Here is a 17,127-nt window from a genome sequence, read left to right on the forward strand (position 1 = left end):
GACCGACGAGGGGCTCAAGTCATGCCAGGTCCGGAGGCCGGGAGCCCCGTTGCGGGGCCACCAAGAAGGTAACGGGGCACAGGAATGCCCGAGGCGAAAAGATGTGAGTCAGGAGGACATGGCGGTGATGTCGCCCCGGGCGGATGGGCTTCGTTGCCGGCAGCCACCCGGGGCACGCTCATCACCGACGTCACGTCACGACCATCAGCGGCCCGCCGCGGCCAGGAGACAGGGGCCTGCGGTCAGGGAGGGAAGGGCCAGGAGTCAGAGGCCAGGAGTCAGGGGCCAGGGGCCAGGAAGGCGTCAGTGGTTCGGGGCCAGGAGGCGTCAGCGCCAGAGGCTGCCCGGACGAGCCCGACCAAGGCCGCCGCCCTGCCCGCGAAGCGGCGCCGTCTCCAGGGCCCGGCCGAACTCGGGCGGACCGACGGTGCCGACCATGTGGACGCTGCCGTCCGCGGCCGGCTCGATCACGATGACGCAGCCGGCGGCCGGCCGTTCGGCCAGCCGGGCGGGCAGCGTGGCCAGGTCGTCAGCCGGGGCTGCCGTGGCCACCGCGGACAGCGGCACCAGCACCCGGTTGACCCGGGTGAGGCCACGGTCGTCCATGGGCACGCCGGCGAGATCGCGCAGCAGCGCCACCCCGGCGAGCCCACCCGCGAAGTCGGCGACGCCGAACACACCCTGGCGTGAGGGCAGCACGACCTCCCGCAGCGCGTCGTCCACCGACGTCCAGGCGGACAGGGTCGGCGCGGCCGGCGCCATGACATCGCGCGCGGTCAGCCCGATGAGCGCCGCGGCGGTGCGCTGCTGCGCCTGGGCGAGACGGGACGCGCCGAGGGCCAGCCAGCCCAGCAGCACCGCCCACAGCGCGACGAACCCGACCAGGAAGACACCGGCCGTGCCGGCGGCGATGAGGGCCCAGCCACTGAGCACCCCGGCCCGCGCGGCGGCGCGCTCCGCGTTCGCCCGGCTGCCGGTGCGGCGCAGCACCCGGTCGGCGACAAGCCGCCCACCCGCGCTGCGCGGGCTCGGCAGCACCTCGACGAAGGTCAGCAGCAACGCGAAGGTACCGACCCACAGCGCCACCTGGGCGGCGAGCGCCATCGTCCCACCCGGCAGGAACACCCCGAGTACCACCAGCAGTGCACCGGCCAGTGCGGTGGTGCTCAGTCCCGCCCGGGCGAGCCTCGCCTCCACCCGAATCGCCTCGGCGTCGGCGTCGCCCTCGGCGGCGGCCGGATCGACCAGGCCAACCCCACGCCCACTGTTCAGGCCAGCGGCTTCGGTGGCGTCACCACCGGCTCGCCGCCCCGCGCCCGTCGCGGCGAGCCGGACGCTCCCGACCGCACCGTCCGCTTCACCGGCACCGGCACGTGATGCGCCGGGCGCGACGACCAGCCGGCTGCCGGTGGCGCCCAGGATGATGCCTAGGACGTTCAGCCCGGCCCGACGGGCGGCGCGCGCCCGCATCAGATCGGCACCCAGCAGGATGCCGGCGAGCAGGACCGCGCCGATCAGACCGCCACACAGGTACGCGGACGTAGGACGGTCCGCGACAGTGGTGGGCAGCGTCAGGGCACCAAGCAGGACGGTGACGAGCGCCGCGCTGACAGCAAATCCCGGACGCACCGTGATCGGCGGGAGACCTCCCCGTCGGGTGGCGTCGTGGGTACTCATGGCCGTTCGGACTCCTTCCGGTGCTGGTCCCACCCGCCGCCGATCGTCGATGGCATGACGACTGGTGCGACGGGCGGGCTCCTTACACACTCAACGTCTGTCCTTCCCGCGTGGTCCCGGCAGACACCGCCCGAAGTGGACGAGTTCGCCTATGATTTTGTTGCCGAGACTCGGCAGAAGCGGAGGGGCAGGATGTCCAGAAACGCGGGCGAACGCACCTCAGGCGAACGACTCCCGGGCGAACGGTCGGCACCTCCGGCCCCGCTGCCGATGACCGACGACGACGCGCCGGGCGGCCTCCCGGAGACGAGCCTCACCCGCCTGCCGCGGGCCGCGGTGCTCGCCGCCGCGGACTCCCGACTGCATGCCGGGCTGCTGGGGGACTACCTCGCCGTGCTCGCCGCCGCGGCGGACAGCGGCCGACGGCTCACCCGGGCCGAACTCGACCAGTTCCGGGCCCTCGGGCAGGTCGCCGCCGAGTCCGGCGCGCCACTGCCCGCGCTGGTCGACCTCTACCTCTCGGCGACGTGGCGCGTGTGGCCGTCCCTGCCCGCGGTGCGCGCCGCCGACCGGGATGCCCGCGCCGACCGGGGCGGCCGAGAGCCCCGGGACGGGACACCAGGTGGGTCGGGCGGACCGAGTGGCGCGGTCTCGCGCACCCGGGCGGCCGCCTCCGCGGTGCTGCGGGCCAGCGACGACGCCGTCGCCGCGGTCTGTGAGGGCTTCGAGGCGGCCCGGATGGCCCGGGCCCGCTCCGAGGAGGCGCTGCGCCGCGAACTCGTCGACGACCTGCTCACCGGGACGTCCGCCGTCGGTCAGCTGCTCGAGCGGGCCATCGCGTTCGGGCTGCGGCTCGAGGCGCCGCACACGGTGCTGGTCATCACCGGCAACCGCCGCTTCCTGGACGGACGTGCGCTGACCCGATCGGCACAGGAACTGCTGCGCGCGCACAGTCTCACCGAGCCGCTCGTCGCGACCCGCGACGGCCTGCTCGTCTGCGTGCTGCCAGCCCACAGCCAGCTGACCCAGCCCACCCTCCCTGCGGACACCGGATCAGCGGACACGGGATCAGCCAGCACCGGATCAGCCAGCACGGGTTCCGCGGACGCCGGTTCCGCGGCACGCCCGGGTCGGCCACCTCGCCCGACCGGACGTCGTCCCGCCGATGAGATCGGGCCGTCCGATCGTGGCCTCGGGTTCTCCCCGCTGCCGGCGTTCGCCTCGCCGCCGGAGTCGGGTACCGCCGTGGCGGCCCTGGCCGAACGGCTGCGCAACGAGCCCGGACTGATCTGGCGGATGGGGGCGAGCCGCGCCCGCAGCGGTGTCGCCGGAGTGCGCATCGGTTTCGAGGAGGCCCGTTCGGCAGCCGACCTCGCGGGCCGTCTGGGTCTCGCGGGCACCGTCGTGCACACCGATGACCTGCTCATCTACAAGGTGCTGCTGCGTGACCGGGAGGCGCTGGCCGAACTCGTGGAGGCGGTGCTGTCCCCGCTGCGGGCGGCGCGCGGCGGCGCCGAGCCGCTGCTGGAAACCCTCGACGCGTACTTCTCCACCGGTGCGGTGGCGCTGGCCGCGGCCCGCCGGCTGCACCTGTCGGTGCGGGCGCTGACCTACCGCCTCGATCGCATCCACACCCTCACCCGGCACAATCCGACCTCGCCCACCGACCGGTACGTGCTGCAGACGGCGGTACTCGGCGCGCGGCTCATCGGCTGGGATCCGTCCGCCCCCGCAGGATGACGGGCCGGCCTGTCGGGGCAGGACGGGCGGGCCGGGCAGCCCGGGTGGCGGCGCGGCGGACCGTCGTCGACCGGCCGGGCGGAAACTGTCGGAGGGCTGTGGTGTTCTGGAGAACGTGAGCACAGCGTTCGAACGGCCCACCACCGATCTCGAGCGGACGCGCGCCCCGTTCGAGGTCGTGTCCGACTACTCCCCGGCCGGTGACCAGCCGGCCGCGATCGAGGATCTGACCCGGCGGATCGAGGCCGGCGAATCCAACATCGTCCTGCTCGGCGCGACCGGTACCGGTAAGTCCGCGACGACGGCCTGGCTGATCGAGCGGCTGCAACGCCCGACGCTGGTGATGGCGCCGAACAAGACCCTCGCCGCCCAGCTGGCCAACGAGTTCCGCGAGCTGCTGCCGAACAACGCCGTCGAGTACTTCGTCTCGTACTACGACTACTACCAGCCCGAGGCGTACATCGCGCAGACCGACACCTACATCGAGAAGGACTCCTCGATCAACGAGGAGGTCGAGCGGCTGCGCCACTCGGCCACGATGAACCTGCTCACCCGCCGCGATGTCATCGTCGTGGCGTCCGTGAGCTGCATCTACGGCCTTGGCACTCCGCAGGAGTACATCGACCGGATGGTCCGCCTGCGCGTCGGCGAGGAAGTCGAGCGCGACGCGTTGCTGCGCCGGCTGGTCGATGTCCAGTACGCGCGCAACGACCTGGCGTTCACCCGAGGCACGTTCCGGGTGCGCGGTGACACGGTGGAGGTGTTCCCCGTGTACGAGGAGCTCGCCGTGCGCATCGAGATGTTCGGTGACGAGATCGAGCGGCTCACCTACCTGCATCCGCTCACCGGTGAGATCGTCCGCGAGTCGCAGGAGATCTTCGTCTTCCCCGCCACCCACTATGTCGCAGGCCCGGAGCGGATGGAACGGGCTATCGCCGGTATCGAGGCGGAGCTGGCGGAGCGCCTCGAGACGATGGAGGCGCAGGGCAAGCTGCTCGAGGCCCAGCGGCTGCGGATGCGCACCACCTACGACATCGAGATGATGCGTCAGGTCGGGTTCTGCTCGGGTATCGAGAACTACTCCCGCCACATCGACGGGCGCGGCGCCGGTACCGCCCCGCACACCCTGCTCGACTACTTCCCCGACGACTTCCTCCTGGTCATCGACGAGTCGCACGTGACGGTGCCGCAGATCGGCGGCATGTACGAGGGTGACATGTCCCGCAAGCGCAACCTGGTCGATCACGGCTTCCGGCTGCCGAGCGCCATGGACAACCGCCCGTTGCGGTTCGAGGAGTTCCTCCAGCGCATCGGCCAGACGGTCTACCTCTCGGCCACCCCCGGCTCCTACGAGATGGGCCGGGCCGACGGGGTGGTCGAACAGATCATCCGCCCGACCGGTCTGCTCGACCCGGAGGTCGTGCTCAAGCCGACCAAGGGCCAGATCGACGATCTCGTCGGCGAGATCCGCGCCCGCGCCGAACGCGACGAGCGCGTCCTGGTCACCACCCTGACCAAGAAGATGTCCGAGGACCTCACCGACTACCTGCTCGAACTCGGCATCCGGGTGCGCTACCTGCACAGCGAGGTCGACACGCTGCGCCGGGTGGAGCTGCTCACCGAGCTGCGCCGCGGCGAGTTCGACGTGCTGATCGGCATCAACCTGCTGCGCGAGGGTCTCGACCTGCCCGAGGTGTCACTGGTCAGCATCCTCGATGCCGACAAGGAGGGCTTTCTGCGTTCCGAGCGGTCACTCATCCAGACCATCGGTCGGGCCGCACGTAACGTCTCCGGCCAGGTGCACATGTACGCCGACAAGATCACACCCTCGATGCGCTACGCCATCGACGAGACGAACCGCCGCCGGGCCCGGCAGATGGCCTACAACACCGAGCGTGGGCTCGACCCGCAGCCGCTGCGCAAGAAGGTCATGGACATTCTCGACGACATGGTCCGCGAATCCACTGACGGTGAGCTGATCGGCGGCGGCGGGCGGGCCCAGTCCCGCGGCAAGGCTCCCGTGCCCGGCATGAAGTCGCGCTCCGGGCGCAGCGACGCCGTCGGCCGCCACGCCGCCGAACTCGCCGGGATGCCCTCCCATGAGCTGGGCCAGCTCATCCGCCAGCTCGACGACCAGATGCACGAGGCGGCCCGGGAGTTGCAGTTCGAGCTGGCCGCCCGGCTACGGGACGAGATCTCCGAACTGAAGAAGGAGCTGCGCGGCATGGGCGCCGCCGGCGTCTCGTGATCCGCGGCGCCCGGTGCACCCGGTGCTCCCGGTGCGGCCGTGGAGGTGGGCGCGGCCACGTCGCCGCCCCCGGCGCCGTCCGCTCACGGTCACGTCGCGGTGGCGTCGCGGCGGGCGAGCAGCGCCTGCCAGACCTCGTGGACCTGGGCATCGAGATCGGCCAGGGTGCCGCCGTTGTCGACGATCAGGTCCGCGGCCGCGCGGCGCCGCGCGTCGTCGGCCTGCGCGGCCATCCGGGCCTGCGCCTGCTCCCGGGGCAGGCCGCGGGCCTCGAGCCGGGCCAGCCGCAGTGCCGCGGGCGCCTCGACGACGACCACCAGGTCGTAGGCACCCGCGGCGCCCACCTCGACGAGCAGCGGAATGTCGTGCACGACGATGTCCCCGGCCGTCGCACCCGCGATCCGACGCGCGGTCTCCGCCTGAATCAGCGGATGCACGATGGCCTCCAGGCGGCGGCGGGCAGTCTCGTCGGCGAAGACGATCCGCCCCAGCGCCGGCCGGTCCAGGCTGCCGTCGGCGGCGGCGACCTCGGGGCCGAACGCGGCCAGCACCGCGGCCAGACCGGCGGTGCCCGGTGCCACCACATCGCGGGCGATCTGGTCGGCGTCGATGAGCACCGCGCCCCGTGCCACCAGTCGCGCTGACACCGCGCTCTTGCCCGAGCCGATGCCTCCGGTAAGTCCCACCCTGAGCACCCTGCCGAGTCTGCCAGCCACACCGCCTCGGTGCCTCGGTGCCGCAGTGCCTCGGTGCCGCGGCCTTCCGGTGCCGCGGCGTTCCGGTGCCGCGGCGCGGCGGCCCGACCCGGCGTCTCGACCCGGCGTCTCGACCCGCCGGCCCGCACCGGCCCGGCGACGCCGTCCGGATGGTTGGCACACTGTGCCAGGTGGAGGCCGACGCGACGGACATGACCGGGATGCCTGCTCCCGATCGGCCGCGGGGCCGGCTTCGCCTGTCCCATCATCTGTGGCCCGTGCTGCTGACCGCGACACTGATCGGTCTCGGTGTCCTTGGCCTCGTGCTGCTGCCGGTGCTCAGCCGGCGGGCACCGCTGCTGCTGGTCGCGTTGCGCCCGACCTGGGGGGTGCTGGTGCTGGTCGGGGGCACGGTGCCGTTCGTCCCGACGCTGCTGCTCGCGGCGCTGCTGCGGGGTCTGCTCGATGTCGGCTACTTCGCCCTGGCCCGTAACAACATCCGCTCGGTGCTGCTGCGTTCGCTGGGCGGCAGCCGACTCGTCGCGGCACTGACGCGCCCGAACACCCGCACGCCGCTGCTGTGGTTCTGTCTGGTGAACACGAACGTCGCGGTGGACGCGGCTCTGGGCGCCGGTGATGTGCCGATGCGTCGCTTCCTGCGGTTCCTGGCGGTCGGCTCGTTGCTGCAGACCGCCGTGTACCTGGCGGCGGCGCGCGCGGCCTCCCCCGGTATGCGGCAGGCGGTGGACTGGCTGGACGCGCACATGACCTGGTTCGTCGTCGGAGGGCTCGCGCTGGCGCTCGTCCGCATCGCACTGCGATCGGTACGGCGCGCGGCGCGAGACGCTCGCGGAAACGGTCGCGACACGCCGACCTCCGACATCCACCGGCCGCGAACAAACAGTCAATCCGTGGACAGATCGGGACGAGAGTAGGAACCTCGAAACGGTGACGGACCGCACTTTGTCATGGTCCGTTCGTCCGGTGCCGAATCCGGCCCGGTCCCGTTCCCGTCTCCGGAGCCCGCCATGTCCCCCGCGCGCCCCTCCCCATTCGGCAGTTTCCCGTCCGGCGGTTTCCCGTCCGGCAGTTTCCCGGTGGCCTGCGCCGTCCCGCCGCACATCCTGGAACGCATCGCGCGCCATGGCAGCGAGCCGCAGCGCACCTGGGCGTTGGCCACGTTGATGCGCGACAGTTCACACCGTGCGATCCGCGCCCATGACTCGCTGCTGCGTGCTCTCGGTGACGGGGACGAGCCGACCGCGCCGGCCGAAGCCCCCCGGCCGCGCCGGACCGTCGCCGACGCCGTCGGTCTGGAGAAACTGCCCGGTGTCACGGTGCGCAGCGAGGGCAACGGGCCCGTCGAGGATCCCGCCGTCAACGAGGCCTACGAGGGGCTCGGCGCCACCTACGACTTCTACGCGACGGTTCTCGGCCGCGACTCGATCGATGACGCGGGTATGTCCCTGGTCGCCAGCGTTCATTACGGCGACCATTACGACAATGCCTTCTGGGACGGCGAGCAGATGGTCTTCGGCGACGGCGACGGCGAGCTGTTCAACCGTTTCACGCTGTCGCTGGATGTCATCGGCCACGAGCTGACCCACGGCGTGACCGAGCACGAGGCGTCGCTGGCGTATGTCCAGCAGTCCGGCGCACTCAACGAATCCATCAGTGATGTGTTCGGTTCGCTCGTTCGGCAGTACGGCCGGCGCCAGAGCGCGCAGCAGGCTGACTGGCTCATCGGCCAGGAGCTGCTCGCTGATTCGGTGCAGGGCGTCGCGCTGCGTTCGATGAAGGCGCCTGGCACCGCCTACGACGACCCGGTGCTCGGGGCGGACCCGCAGCCGGCGCGGATGTCCGACTACGTCCACACGGCCACCGACAACGGCGGCGTGCACATCAACTCGGGCATCCCGAACCGGGCGTTCTATCTGGCGGCGCTCGCCCTGGGCGGTCACGCCTGGGAGAAGGCCGGGCCGATCTGGTACGCCAGCCTGCGTGCCACCCGCATCCAGGAGAACGTGTCGTTTCGGACGTTCGCCGCCATCACCGCTCGCCAGGCGGAGGAGCTCTTCGGCGCCGAGGAACGGCGTGTGGTCAGCGAGGCCTGGCGGGAGGTGGAGGTCATCCGCTGAACCCGCCGCGGGCGGCGGCGGGTTCAGGTGACGGGTCGAGCAGGGCCGTCCCGCCCAGCCTGTCCTCCCCCGCGCGTAGCCGGACGAGGGTGTGTGCCGACTGGCGGGCCAGCAGAGTGAGCGCACTGACCACCACCGGATCGACCGCGCTGCGGTTCTTCGACCACCGGGCGGCGATCGCGCCGAGCAGACCACCCTCGCCCGACAGCGGCACCAGGAACACCGAGCCCAGCATGAACCGGGTCGCCATCTCACTGTTGATCAGTGGCGATTCGCGGGCATCCGCAAGGAACAGCGGTCCCTGGGAGCGCAGCGCGGCCTGCAACATCCGACCGGCCTCGGGCTGGCGGGCCTCCCCGAGCGGAATCACCGGCGGCCCGCCGGAGCGGGTCCGCGAACCGAACACCCGGTAGATCGTCGAACCGGGCACCTCGGACAGCAGCAGGACCAGGTCGTCGGCGCCGACAAGGGCCTGCGCCACATCGGTGATCACCCGCACGGCATGGTCGAGGTCCTGGGCGAACCAGAGCCGGTCCAGGTCGGCCAGGGCACCGTTGACCAGCGACAGGGCGTTGGCTTCGCGGCGTGCCTCGAGCAGGGCCATGACCTGCCCGGCCAGGGCTGTCAGCGCGCGTCGATGGCCCACGCTGAGGCGCCGCGGGGACCGGTCCACCACGACCAGCGCGCCGAGCACCGCTCCCGACGCGGCAAGGATCGGCGCTCCGGCGGCAAACCTGATCTGTTCCCCGGCGGCATACCGCCGGCGGGACGCGTCGACGTCGACGGTCAGGTCCTGCAACTCCACGAAGGCCCGTTCGGCGATCACCCGCGTCGCGATCCCGCACTCCTGGGCCAGGATCGAGGAGCCGGTCCCGACATGCGTCTTGGACCATTCACGGTCACCCTCCCAGAAGATGATCGCGGCCGCGGCGCAGCCGGTCACCTCCACGGCGATCGCCGCAAGGGCCTCGAAGGGAGGCTCCGGGCACCTCCGCAGGATGTGCAGATCGTCGAGGATCGCCCGGTCCGCCAGTCGGGGGCTCTCCTCCTCGCTCGGACGCGCGCCGTTCGACGCGGCGCCGTTCCCGTTGGAGGTGCCAGAGCCGTTCGGAGTAGCAGAGCCGTTCGGAGTAGCAGAGCCGTTCGGGCTGGCAGAGCCGTTCGGGCTGGCAGAGCCGTTCGGGCTGGCAGAGCCGTTCGGGGTGATGGAACCGTTCGGGGTGAAGGTGGCGATGGGTGAGGCGGTGGCGGCGCGGCGTGGGGCCGCCGGACGACCGCTGGCACCCATCGGGTGGCTGCCGGTCGCCTGGGCCTGCAGCAACGCGGTCATCCGCATGGCTGGCAGAGGCGGGGAGATCACTGTTCCCTGCAACAGGTCACAGCCAAGATCGATCATCATCTTCTGGGTGCGTTCGTCCTCGATGCCCTCGCCGACCACGCGCAGGCCGAGGCGATGGCCGAGTTCGATGACGGAACGCACGATCGCCGCGTCCGGCGCGCTGCCACTCGCGTCCGTCACGAAGCCACGATCGATCTTGACCTCGTCGAAGGGCAGGGCCTTGAGGATCTCCATCGAGTTGTAGCCGGTGCCGAAGTCGTCCAGGGAGACCTCGACGCCCTGGGCGCACAGCTGGCTCAGCATCTCGGCGGCCCGCTCCGGCTGGGTCAGCACGGCGCTTTCGGTGATCTCCAGGGTCAGCGCGTCGCTGGGCAGACCATGGGCGTTCAGCGCGCCGACCACCGCCCGCGGCAGGTCGTCCAGCACGAACATCCGCGGGGAGAGGTTCACCGACACCGCCAAGTGCAGACCCGCGGCGTTCCAGGCGGCGCACTGGCGGGCGGCCTCGCCGAGCACCCAGTGGGTCACGTCCGCGATCATGGGCGATCGTTCGACCAGGGACAGAAAGTCACCGGGGGCCAGCAGGCCGCGGGTGGGATGGTTCCACCGCAGCAGGGCCTCGGCGGCCACGATCGCGCCGGAGTGCGCGGACTGCAACGGCTGGTAGAAGAGCACCAGTTCCTGACGGTCGATCGCGGCGCGCAACTGCGCGTACAGCGCGATCTGCGCGGGCTGCACCCCGATCAGGCCCGGAGCCCAGACACCGATGCTCTCCCCCTCGTGCCGGGCCCGGGCAAGCGCCACGTCCGCGCAGGTCAGCAGGCCCGCCATCGTCAGGTCATCGCGGGGTGCGACGGCGATCCCGACCGAGGCGTCCATGGCGACATCGACGGCGCAGACCCGGAAGGGCCCCTGTACCCGGCGCAGGACCTGGCGGGCGAACTCCGCCCGCGGATCGCTGTCCGTCGTCGACGGCGCCGCGCCCACCGCTGGCGCTGATGGCGCTGATGGCGCGACGGTGGCCGCTGCGGAGACGGTGGACGGTGCGGTGGGGTGGCGAAAGACCAGGACGAACTCGTCGCCGCCGGCGCGTCCGACGATAGCGGGCGAGGGGGTCATCGTCCGCAGGCGGCGGGCGACGTCCTGGAGGAGCTGGTCGCCGCCGGCGTAACCGAACGCGTCGTTGATCTCATGGAACCTGGTGATGTCGACCAGGACGAGGACCGCCTCGTCGCCCTGCGCCGCGATCGAGGCGACCACGCGTTCGCCGTGGTGGAGGGTTCCGCTGCGGTTGGGGAGCCGGGTCAGGGCGTCGATCTCGTCCTGGCGCGGTCCCGAACGCAGGCGCAACGTGCCGGCGGCGACGACGCACAGCACGGCGGCCATCGCCGGCCCGCCGACGGTCGGCAGATCATCGCCCACGCAGGCACCGAGGGCGAGCATGGCCACGGCGAGGCCGAGGATCGCCAGCGCAGCGGGGAGACGCGCCCAGGCCACATAGATCGCAAGCGCCACGAACCACAGCAGGTAGGCCGACGCCTCGTCCGACGACGACGCCCGAGCCAGCCCGATCCCGAGCACCACAGCGGACGCCGCCGCGACCACCGAGGGCACCCACACCGACCATGACCGGCTCGTCCAACGGACGACAAGGCTGGCCGCCGCGGCCGCACAGACGAACCAGCCGATCCACCAGGGCTGCAGGGCCGACCCCGGAAGAACCACCGCGAGCAGGAATACCGCAGCTATGCCGAGGAGAACCAGGACCCGCCTCTGCTCGGAACGTCTCCACTCGGTGCCCACGAAATGATTCCCTCCCCCGCCGACCCAGGTCCGTCAGGGTCGGTACACCCCGGGCCGTCACACCCACGAGTCTTCGACGCGTCCGGTCACGAACTGGAGCGACGCAGACCACCCGGCGGCCCGGCCAGACGAGGGCGTCCGTGCGACCTGGCGGGGCCTGTCTGCACGTTGGATGCGCCCGCACTCGACGGGCTGTACGGGCGGACGCGCAGGATGGTCCCGAGATGCCGCGCCGCCGCCGAGGCGAGGGTCAGGCTTTCTTTACCATGTCCGGCGTGGCCCGCCGTCTAACCTCGCAGACAGCACCTTCACCCTACGTAGAAGCCACCCAGGAACCCCATATCACCTAAACCTGGGTGCCTAATCAGAACGTATACGGTACAAGCGGATCCGCGCACGACAGACGGCCACGAGCCAGACGATTGACGCAGGACAAAGAAAATCAACGGTCAAAGCCGGCGGGGTGTTGACCCCCGGTTCGGAGACCGTTGTCAGCCCTGCCTCGGCAAGCACACCGGCGGCACACGGATGCCAGAAATCCGCATTACGGACATAACACCACAACACCGCAGATGCACCCATGTGCGCATGTAGGCAGAAGTGGGAGTCGACTTCCCCTGGCGACCTCGCGGTGCGGCTAGTGCGCGGCTTCGTCCCAGGTGCGACCGGAACCGACGCTGACGTCGAGGGGTACCGACATGGTGTAGGCAGCGGACATTTCCGTGCGGACGAGCTCCTCGACCTGCGCACGCTCGCCGGGGGCGATCTCGAGGACGAGTTCGTCGTGCACCTGGAGCAGCAGGCGGGAGGTGAAGGCGCCTTCTCGCAGCGCCCGGTCCACACCCAGCATGGCGATCTTGATGATGTCGGCGGCGGAACCCTGGATCGGGGCGTTCAGGGCCATCCGTTCGGCCATCTGCCGGCGCTGGGAGTTGTCACTGGTGAGGTCGGGCAGGTAGCGGCGGCGACCGAGGATGGTCTCGGTGTAGCCGTCGCGGCGGGCGCGTTCCACGACGCCTCGCAGGAAGTCCCGGACGCCGCCGAAACGGGCGAAGTAGGCGTCCATGTGCTCACGTGCCTCGTCGGGGGCGATGCCGAGCTGGGAGGCCAGCCCGAACGCGGACAGGCCGTAGGCCAGACCGTAGGACATCGCCTTGATCCGTCGGCGCAGCTCCGGGTCGACCTCGGCCACGGGCAGGCCGAACGCCTCGGCGGCGACGAAGGTGTGCAGATCCTCGCCGGAACCGAAAGCCTCGATGAGACCTTCGTCGCCGGACAGATGCGCCATGATCCGCATCTCGATCTGCGAGTAGTCGGCGGTGAGGAGTTCCTCGTAGCCGGCGCCGACGACGAAGCCCTGCCTGATCTGGCGGCCCTCGGCGGTGCGGATCGGAATGTTCTGCAGGTTCGGGTCGGTGGAGGACAGCCGGCCGGTCGCGGCGATGGTCTGGTTGAACGTGGTGTGGATGCGCCCGGCATCGTCGATCATCGGCAGCAGCGAGTCGATGACCGTCCTGAGTCGGGCCACGTCCCGGTGGCGCAGCAGGACCGGCAGCAACGGGTGGTCGGACTGCACGGCCAGCCAGGCCAGCGCGTCGGCGTCGGTGGTGTAACCGGTCTTGATCTTCTTGGTCTTGGGCAGACCGAGCTCGTCGAACAGGATCTGCTGGAGCTGTTTGGGTGAGCCGAGGTTGAACGAGCGCCCGACGAGCTCATGGGCCTGGTCCGCGACGGCGGTGACCTCGGCGCCGTAGTGCTTGGCGAGCTCGAGCAGATGGTCCTGATCCGCGGCGATGCCGGCGCGTTCCATCCCGGCGAGCACCGTGACCAGCGGCAGCTCCATGTCCCGCAACAGGGTGGCGGCGCTGCGGCGCTCGAGGTCGGCGTCGAGCTCGTCGGCGAGCTCCAGACAGGCCCGGGCCCGCACCGCGTCGGCCTGGGACTGTTCGGCCTCGCCGGACCCGTCCAGGGTGAGCTGGCCGTCGCCCGCGGGTTCGGCGGACAGGTCCCGGTGCAGGTAACGGGCGACCAGATCGCCGAGGTCGAACGTGCGCTGGCCGGGCAGGGCCAGGTAGGCGGCCAGCGCCGTGTCGCTGGTGACACCGGCGAGGGTGAGGCCGAGCTCGGCGAGCGCGAGCATCGGGCCCTTGACGTCGTGGCCGGCCTTGGGCCGGGCCGGGTCGGCCAGCCAGGTACCGAGCGCGTCGAGATCGGCCGGGGTGAGGGTGGTCGGGTCGATCCAGGCGGCGGCGCCGTCGGCGGTGGCCAGGGCCAGCCCCGACAGCAGGCCCGTGCCCCGCCCCCAGGTACCCCGGACCTGCAGACCGGTGCGCCCGGTGCCACGGGCGTGCGCCGCGAGCCAGTCGGTGACCTCATCCGGACCGAGGGTGGTGACCTCGATGTCGAACCCCTCCTCCACCGGCGGCGGCGTGGTGGCCAGCGCCGCGTAGAGGCGTTCGCGCAGCACCCGGAACTGAAGGGTGTCGAACAGCTGGTGGACGGCCTCCCGGTCCCACGGGCGCTGGCGCAGGTCGTCCGGCCCCACCGGCAGGGGCACGTCGCGCGCGAGCTCGGTCAGGGAACGGTTACGTATCACCGACGCCAGGTGCGCCCGCAGGGATGCCCCGGTCTTCCCGCCGATCTCGTCGGCGCGGTCGACCAGTTCCGCCAGGGAACCGAACTGCTGGATCCACTTGGTGGCGGTCTTCTCCCCCACACCGGGCACCGAGGGCAGGTTGTCGGACGGGTCGCCGCGCAGCGCCGCGAAATCCGGGTACTGCGTCGGGGACAGGCCGTACTTCGCTTCCACCTCGGCCGGGGTGAAGCGGGTCATGTCCGAAATGCCCTTACGGGTCATCAGGACCGTGACCTGGTCGTTGACGAGCTGAAGCGCATCCCGGTCGCCGGTGACGACGAGCACCTGCATGCCGGCCGCGCTCCCGGCCGTGGCGAGGGTGGCGATCACGTCGTCGGCCTCGAAACCGGCGGCGCTGACCCCCACCACCGCGAGCGCCTCGCACACCTGGTGGATGAGACTGACCTGCCCGACGAAATCGGACGGCGTCTCGGCCCGGCCGGCCTTGTACTCGGCGTACTGGGTGTGCCGGAACGTGGGCGTCGGCAGATCCCACGCGACGGCGACGTGCGTGGGCCGCTCGTCACGCAGGACGTTGATCAGCATCGAGGTGAACCCGTAGACGGCGTTCGTCGGCTGGCCCGTCGTGGTGGAGAAGTTCTCCACCGGGAGCGCGTAGAAGGCCCGGTAGGCCAGCGAGTGCCCATCCAGCAACAGCAGACGCGGGGCGGCGGCGTCAGTGGCGGTGGCACCGGCGGACGCGGCGGTGCGGGCGCGGCTGGCGGACCGAGCGGCGCTCGCCCGGCCGGAGGACGATGTCGACGAGGTCACGGGCACGCGGCGAGTCTAGGCGGTGGGTCCGACAGTTCGGGACACCGGCGGAGCGGGCGTCCGACGGGCACCGTGTGGACACGAACCCGACAGTGGCGGGCAGCGGTCATGATTAGGCTCGGCGAGATGACGACGACGGACGCGGATCCTCCGAGCTCGGCTGGTACCCCCGGGAAGGGACCCACACCTGGCGGTGATCCCGGCGCCCCCGAGACGCCCGCAACCCCCGGAACGCCTGAAACCCCCGAGGCGGAGCTGGTCGCCTATCTCAACGGGGTCCGCGGCGAACTCGAACGGCACATGGGCATCGTGTTGACGGAGGCGGCGGCCGAGCGTGTGGTCGCGACGATGCCGGTCGAGGGCAACCGGCAGCCGTACGGGCTGCTGCACGGCGGTGCGTCGGTGGCACTGGCCGAGACGGTGGGGTCGATCGGCGCGACCCTTGGCGCCCCCGCGGGCTCGCTCGCCGTGGGTATCGAGATCAACGCGACCCATCACCGGTCCGCCACCGCGGGGACGATCACCGCCGTCGCCACCCGCCTGCACGGCGGGCGCACACTGGCCACCTACGACATCCGGATCACCGACGAGACCGGACGCGCGGTGTGCACCTGCCGACTCACCTGCATGATCCGTCCCGGCTCGCGGTAGCCGGTGGTAATCCGAACGGACACACCAGGCGGAGACCGGTACATTGACCGGATGCGGCGAGGGGCCTAGCCTCATCGCCCGTGGCACCCGGGTCCTGCGAGTAGACAACGTGCGGACGCGGGGAAGGTCCGGACGGCACCAAAGCCGGTCCCGGGTGCCGCATCCAGAGCCCCCCGCGCGGCGACCCACGGGGGCGTCCACAGCGCCGTGGGTCATGGCTTCGCCAGGGTGTCGACGGGGCCGAGCACCGTCCGTCGGCCGTCACGGATCCGGTAGACGTACACGGTCGAGCCGTCCACGTTGCCGTCCTTGCGGAAGGTGATCTGCTTGGTGACACCGGGGATGTTCACCGAGCCGAAGGCGGCCACCAGCGCCGAGCGGTTCGCCGCGTCCCCGAGGCGGCGCACCGTGTCGATGATGGCGTTGGTGGCGTCGTAGGCCTCGCCGGAGTAGGTCCCCGGGCGGATGCCGCTGTTGACCGAGCGGAACTTCCCGACGAACCCGGCGGCGGCCGGGTCGCTGTTCGGATCCCCGCAGGCGCAGGTCAGCAGGACGCCCTCGGCGTTACCGGTGCCGGCCTGGCGGATCAGCTGGTCGTCGTTCGACCCGTCCCCGGAGACGATCCTTCCGGTGAAGCCCTTGCCCCGCAGGGCCCGCACCAGCAGCGCCAGCTCGGAGTAGTACCCCGAGTAGTAGAGGACGTCCGGGTCCGCGGCGATGATTTTCGAGGCCTCCGAGCCGTAGTCCTTCGTCGGGTTGATCCCGTCGTGGGTGACGTTGAGGCCGTGCGCGCTCAGTGACCGTTCCAGCGCGCCGGACAGGCCGATGCCGTATTCGCTGCGATCGTCCAGGGAGAAGACCGTACGGGCCTTCAGGACCTTGGACAGGTACTCCGCGGCGGCGGCGCCCTGCACGGTGTCGGGGGCGATCACCCGGAAGAAGGTGGTGAAACCGAGATCGGTCAGGCCTGGTGCCGTGGCCGACGGGCTGACCGAGAGCAGCCCGGCCGCGCTGTACAGCGGCTCGCTCGCCTTCGTCGGCCCGGAGAACACCGGTCCCACGACCGCGAGGATGTTCGGGTTGTCGACGAGCTTCTGCGCCGCGGTCGCCCCCTGGTCCGCGAGGCCCTGGTCGTCGGAGGCGACGATCCGCAGCCGGAACGGCAGGTCGGGACGCTGGTTGGCGAGGTCGACGGCGGTGAGCATCCCCCCGTAGGCGTTCAGCCCGAGCTGCTGGTTGTCGCCGGACAGCGGCCCCTGGAAACCGAGCAGGTACTCCTTCTTGCCCTGCTCGCCGTCCGATCCACCACAGCCGGCGAGGATGGCTCCGGCCACCATCGTGGCCGCGATCGCGAGTGCTCCCACACGCCGTCCTGCCACCCTCATGCCACGCCCTCCGTAGCTTCGCCGCCATCATCGATGACTACAGGT

General features: G+C 71.2%; 10 protein-coding genes. 5 read left to right on the forward strand and 5 right to left on the reverse strand.

Annotated features, from left to right (window positions below; genetic code table 11):
* Positions 1–327: 327 nt before the first annotated feature.
* On the reverse strand, positions 328–1,677 hold the full coding sequence (locus MXD59_RS05275) for a peptidase M50 (RefSeq protein ID WP_248823670.1): 1,350 nt from the start codon (positions 1,675–1,677) through the stop codon (positions 328–330).
* A 270-nt stretch (positions 1,678–1,947) separates the two neighbouring features.
* Between MXD59_RS05275 and MXD59_RS05280 the strand changes: the two genes are divergently transcribed.
* Both MXD59_RS05280 and uvrB read left to right on the forward strand, forming a co-directional pair.
* Complete coding sequence (locus tag MXD59_RS05280; RefSeq protein WP_248823849.1) at positions 1,948–3,417, forward strand: PucR family transcriptional regulator; 1,470 nt, start codon at positions 1,948–1,950, stop codon at positions 3,415–3,417.
* 115 nt (positions 3,418–3,532) lie between these two features.
* Positions 3,533–5,665, forward strand: coding sequence for an excinuclease ABC subunit UvrB (gene uvrB, locus MXD59_RS05285; protein WP_248823671.1), 2,133 nt, complete (start codon positions 3,533–3,535; stop codon positions 5,663–5,665).
* Between the two features lie 89 nt (positions 5,666–5,754).
* Here uvrB and coaE read toward each other — a convergent pair whose 3' ends face one another.
* Positions 5,755–6,351, reverse strand: coding sequence for a dephospho-CoA kinase (coaE, locus tag MXD59_RS05290; protein WP_248823672.1), 597 nt, complete (start codon positions 6,349–6,351; stop codon positions 5,755–5,757).
* A 179-nt stretch (positions 6,352–6,530) separates the two neighbouring features.
* On the opposite strand from coaE, the gene MXD59_RS05295 reads away from it, so the two are divergent.
* Together MXD59_RS05295 and MXD59_RS05300 are read left to right on the forward strand one after the other, a co-directional pair.
* Entirely contained in the window at positions 6,531–7,295 is a 765-nt protein-coding gene (locus tag MXD59_RS05295) for a hypothetical protein (protein WP_248823673.1), read from the forward strand.
* A 93-nt stretch (positions 7,296–7,388) separates the two neighbouring features.
* On the forward strand, positions 7,389–8,498 hold the full coding sequence (locus MXD59_RS05300) for a M4 family metallopeptidase (protein WP_248823674.1): 1,110 nt from the start codon (positions 7,389–7,391) through the stop codon (positions 8,496–8,498).
* Here the strand turns inward: MXD59_RS05300 and MXD59_RS05305 are convergent.
* Together MXD59_RS05305 and polA are read right to left on the reverse strand one after the other, a co-directional pair.
* Positions 8,488–11,640, reverse strand: a complete 3,153-nt coding sequence (locus MXD59_RS05305) for an EAL domain-containing protein (RefSeq protein WP_248823675.1) — start codon at positions 11,638–11,640, stop codon at positions 8,488–8,490. The two genes, MXD59_RS05300 and MXD59_RS05305, sit on opposite strands and share 11 nt — an antisense overlap.
* A gap of 637 nt (positions 11,641–12,277) precedes the next feature.
* Positions 12,278–14,932, reverse strand: a complete 2,655-nt coding sequence (gene polA / locus MXD59_RS05310) for a DNA polymerase I (protein ID WP_283096431.1) — start codon at positions 14,930–14,932, stop codon at positions 12,278–12,280.
* A gap of 240 nt (positions 14,933–15,172) precedes the next feature.
* On the opposite strand from polA, the gene MXD59_RS05315 reads away from it, so the two are divergent.
* A complete protein-coding gene (locus tag MXD59_RS05315; protein ID WP_248823677.1) occupies positions 15,173–15,697 on the forward strand; it encodes a hotdog fold thioesterase in 525 nt (174 codons plus the stop codon).
* Positions 15,698–15,909: 212 nt separating this feature from the next.
* On the opposite strand, the gene MXD59_RS05320 is transcribed toward MXD59_RS05315, so the two are convergent.
* On the reverse strand, positions 15,910–17,082 hold the full coding sequence (locus MXD59_RS05320; protein ID WP_372511925.1) for a branched-chain amino acid ABC transporter substrate-binding protein: 1,173 nt from the start codon (positions 17,080–17,082) through the stop codon (positions 15,910–15,912).
* Between the last annotated feature and the right edge of the window lie 45 nt (positions 17,083–17,127).

Origin of the sequence: Frankia umida, from assembly GCF_023242945.1 — a bacterium.
In the GTDB taxonomy this organism is placed as follows: domain Bacteria; phylum Actinomycetota; class Actinomycetes; order Frankiales; family Frankiaceae; genus Frankia; species Frankia umida.

Coding starts and splice junctions, on each gene's coding strand:
- MXD59_RS05275 (WP_248823670.1), bottom strand. CDS start 1,677: ATGAGTACCCACGACGCCACCCGACGGGGAGGTCTCCCGCCGATCACG.
- MXD59_RS05280 (WP_248823849.1), top strand. CDS start 1,948: ATGACCGACGACGACGCGCCGGGCGGCCTCCCGGAGACGAGCCTCACC.
- MXD59_RS05295 (WP_248823673.1), top strand. CDS start 6,531: ATGGTTGGCACACTGTGCCAGGTGGAGGCCGACGCGACGGACATGACC.
- MXD59_RS05300 (WP_248823674.1), top strand. CDS start 7,389: ATGTCCCCCGCGCGCCCCTCCCCATTCGGCAGTTTCCCGTCCGGCGGT.
- MXD59_RS05315 (WP_248823677.1), top strand. CDS start 15,173: ATGACGACGACGGACGCGGATCCTCCGAGCTCGGCTGGTACCCCCGGG.
- MXD59_RS05320 (WP_372511925.1), bottom strand. CDS start 17,082: ATGAGGGTGGCAGGACGGCGTGTGGGAGCACTCGCGATCGCGGCCACG.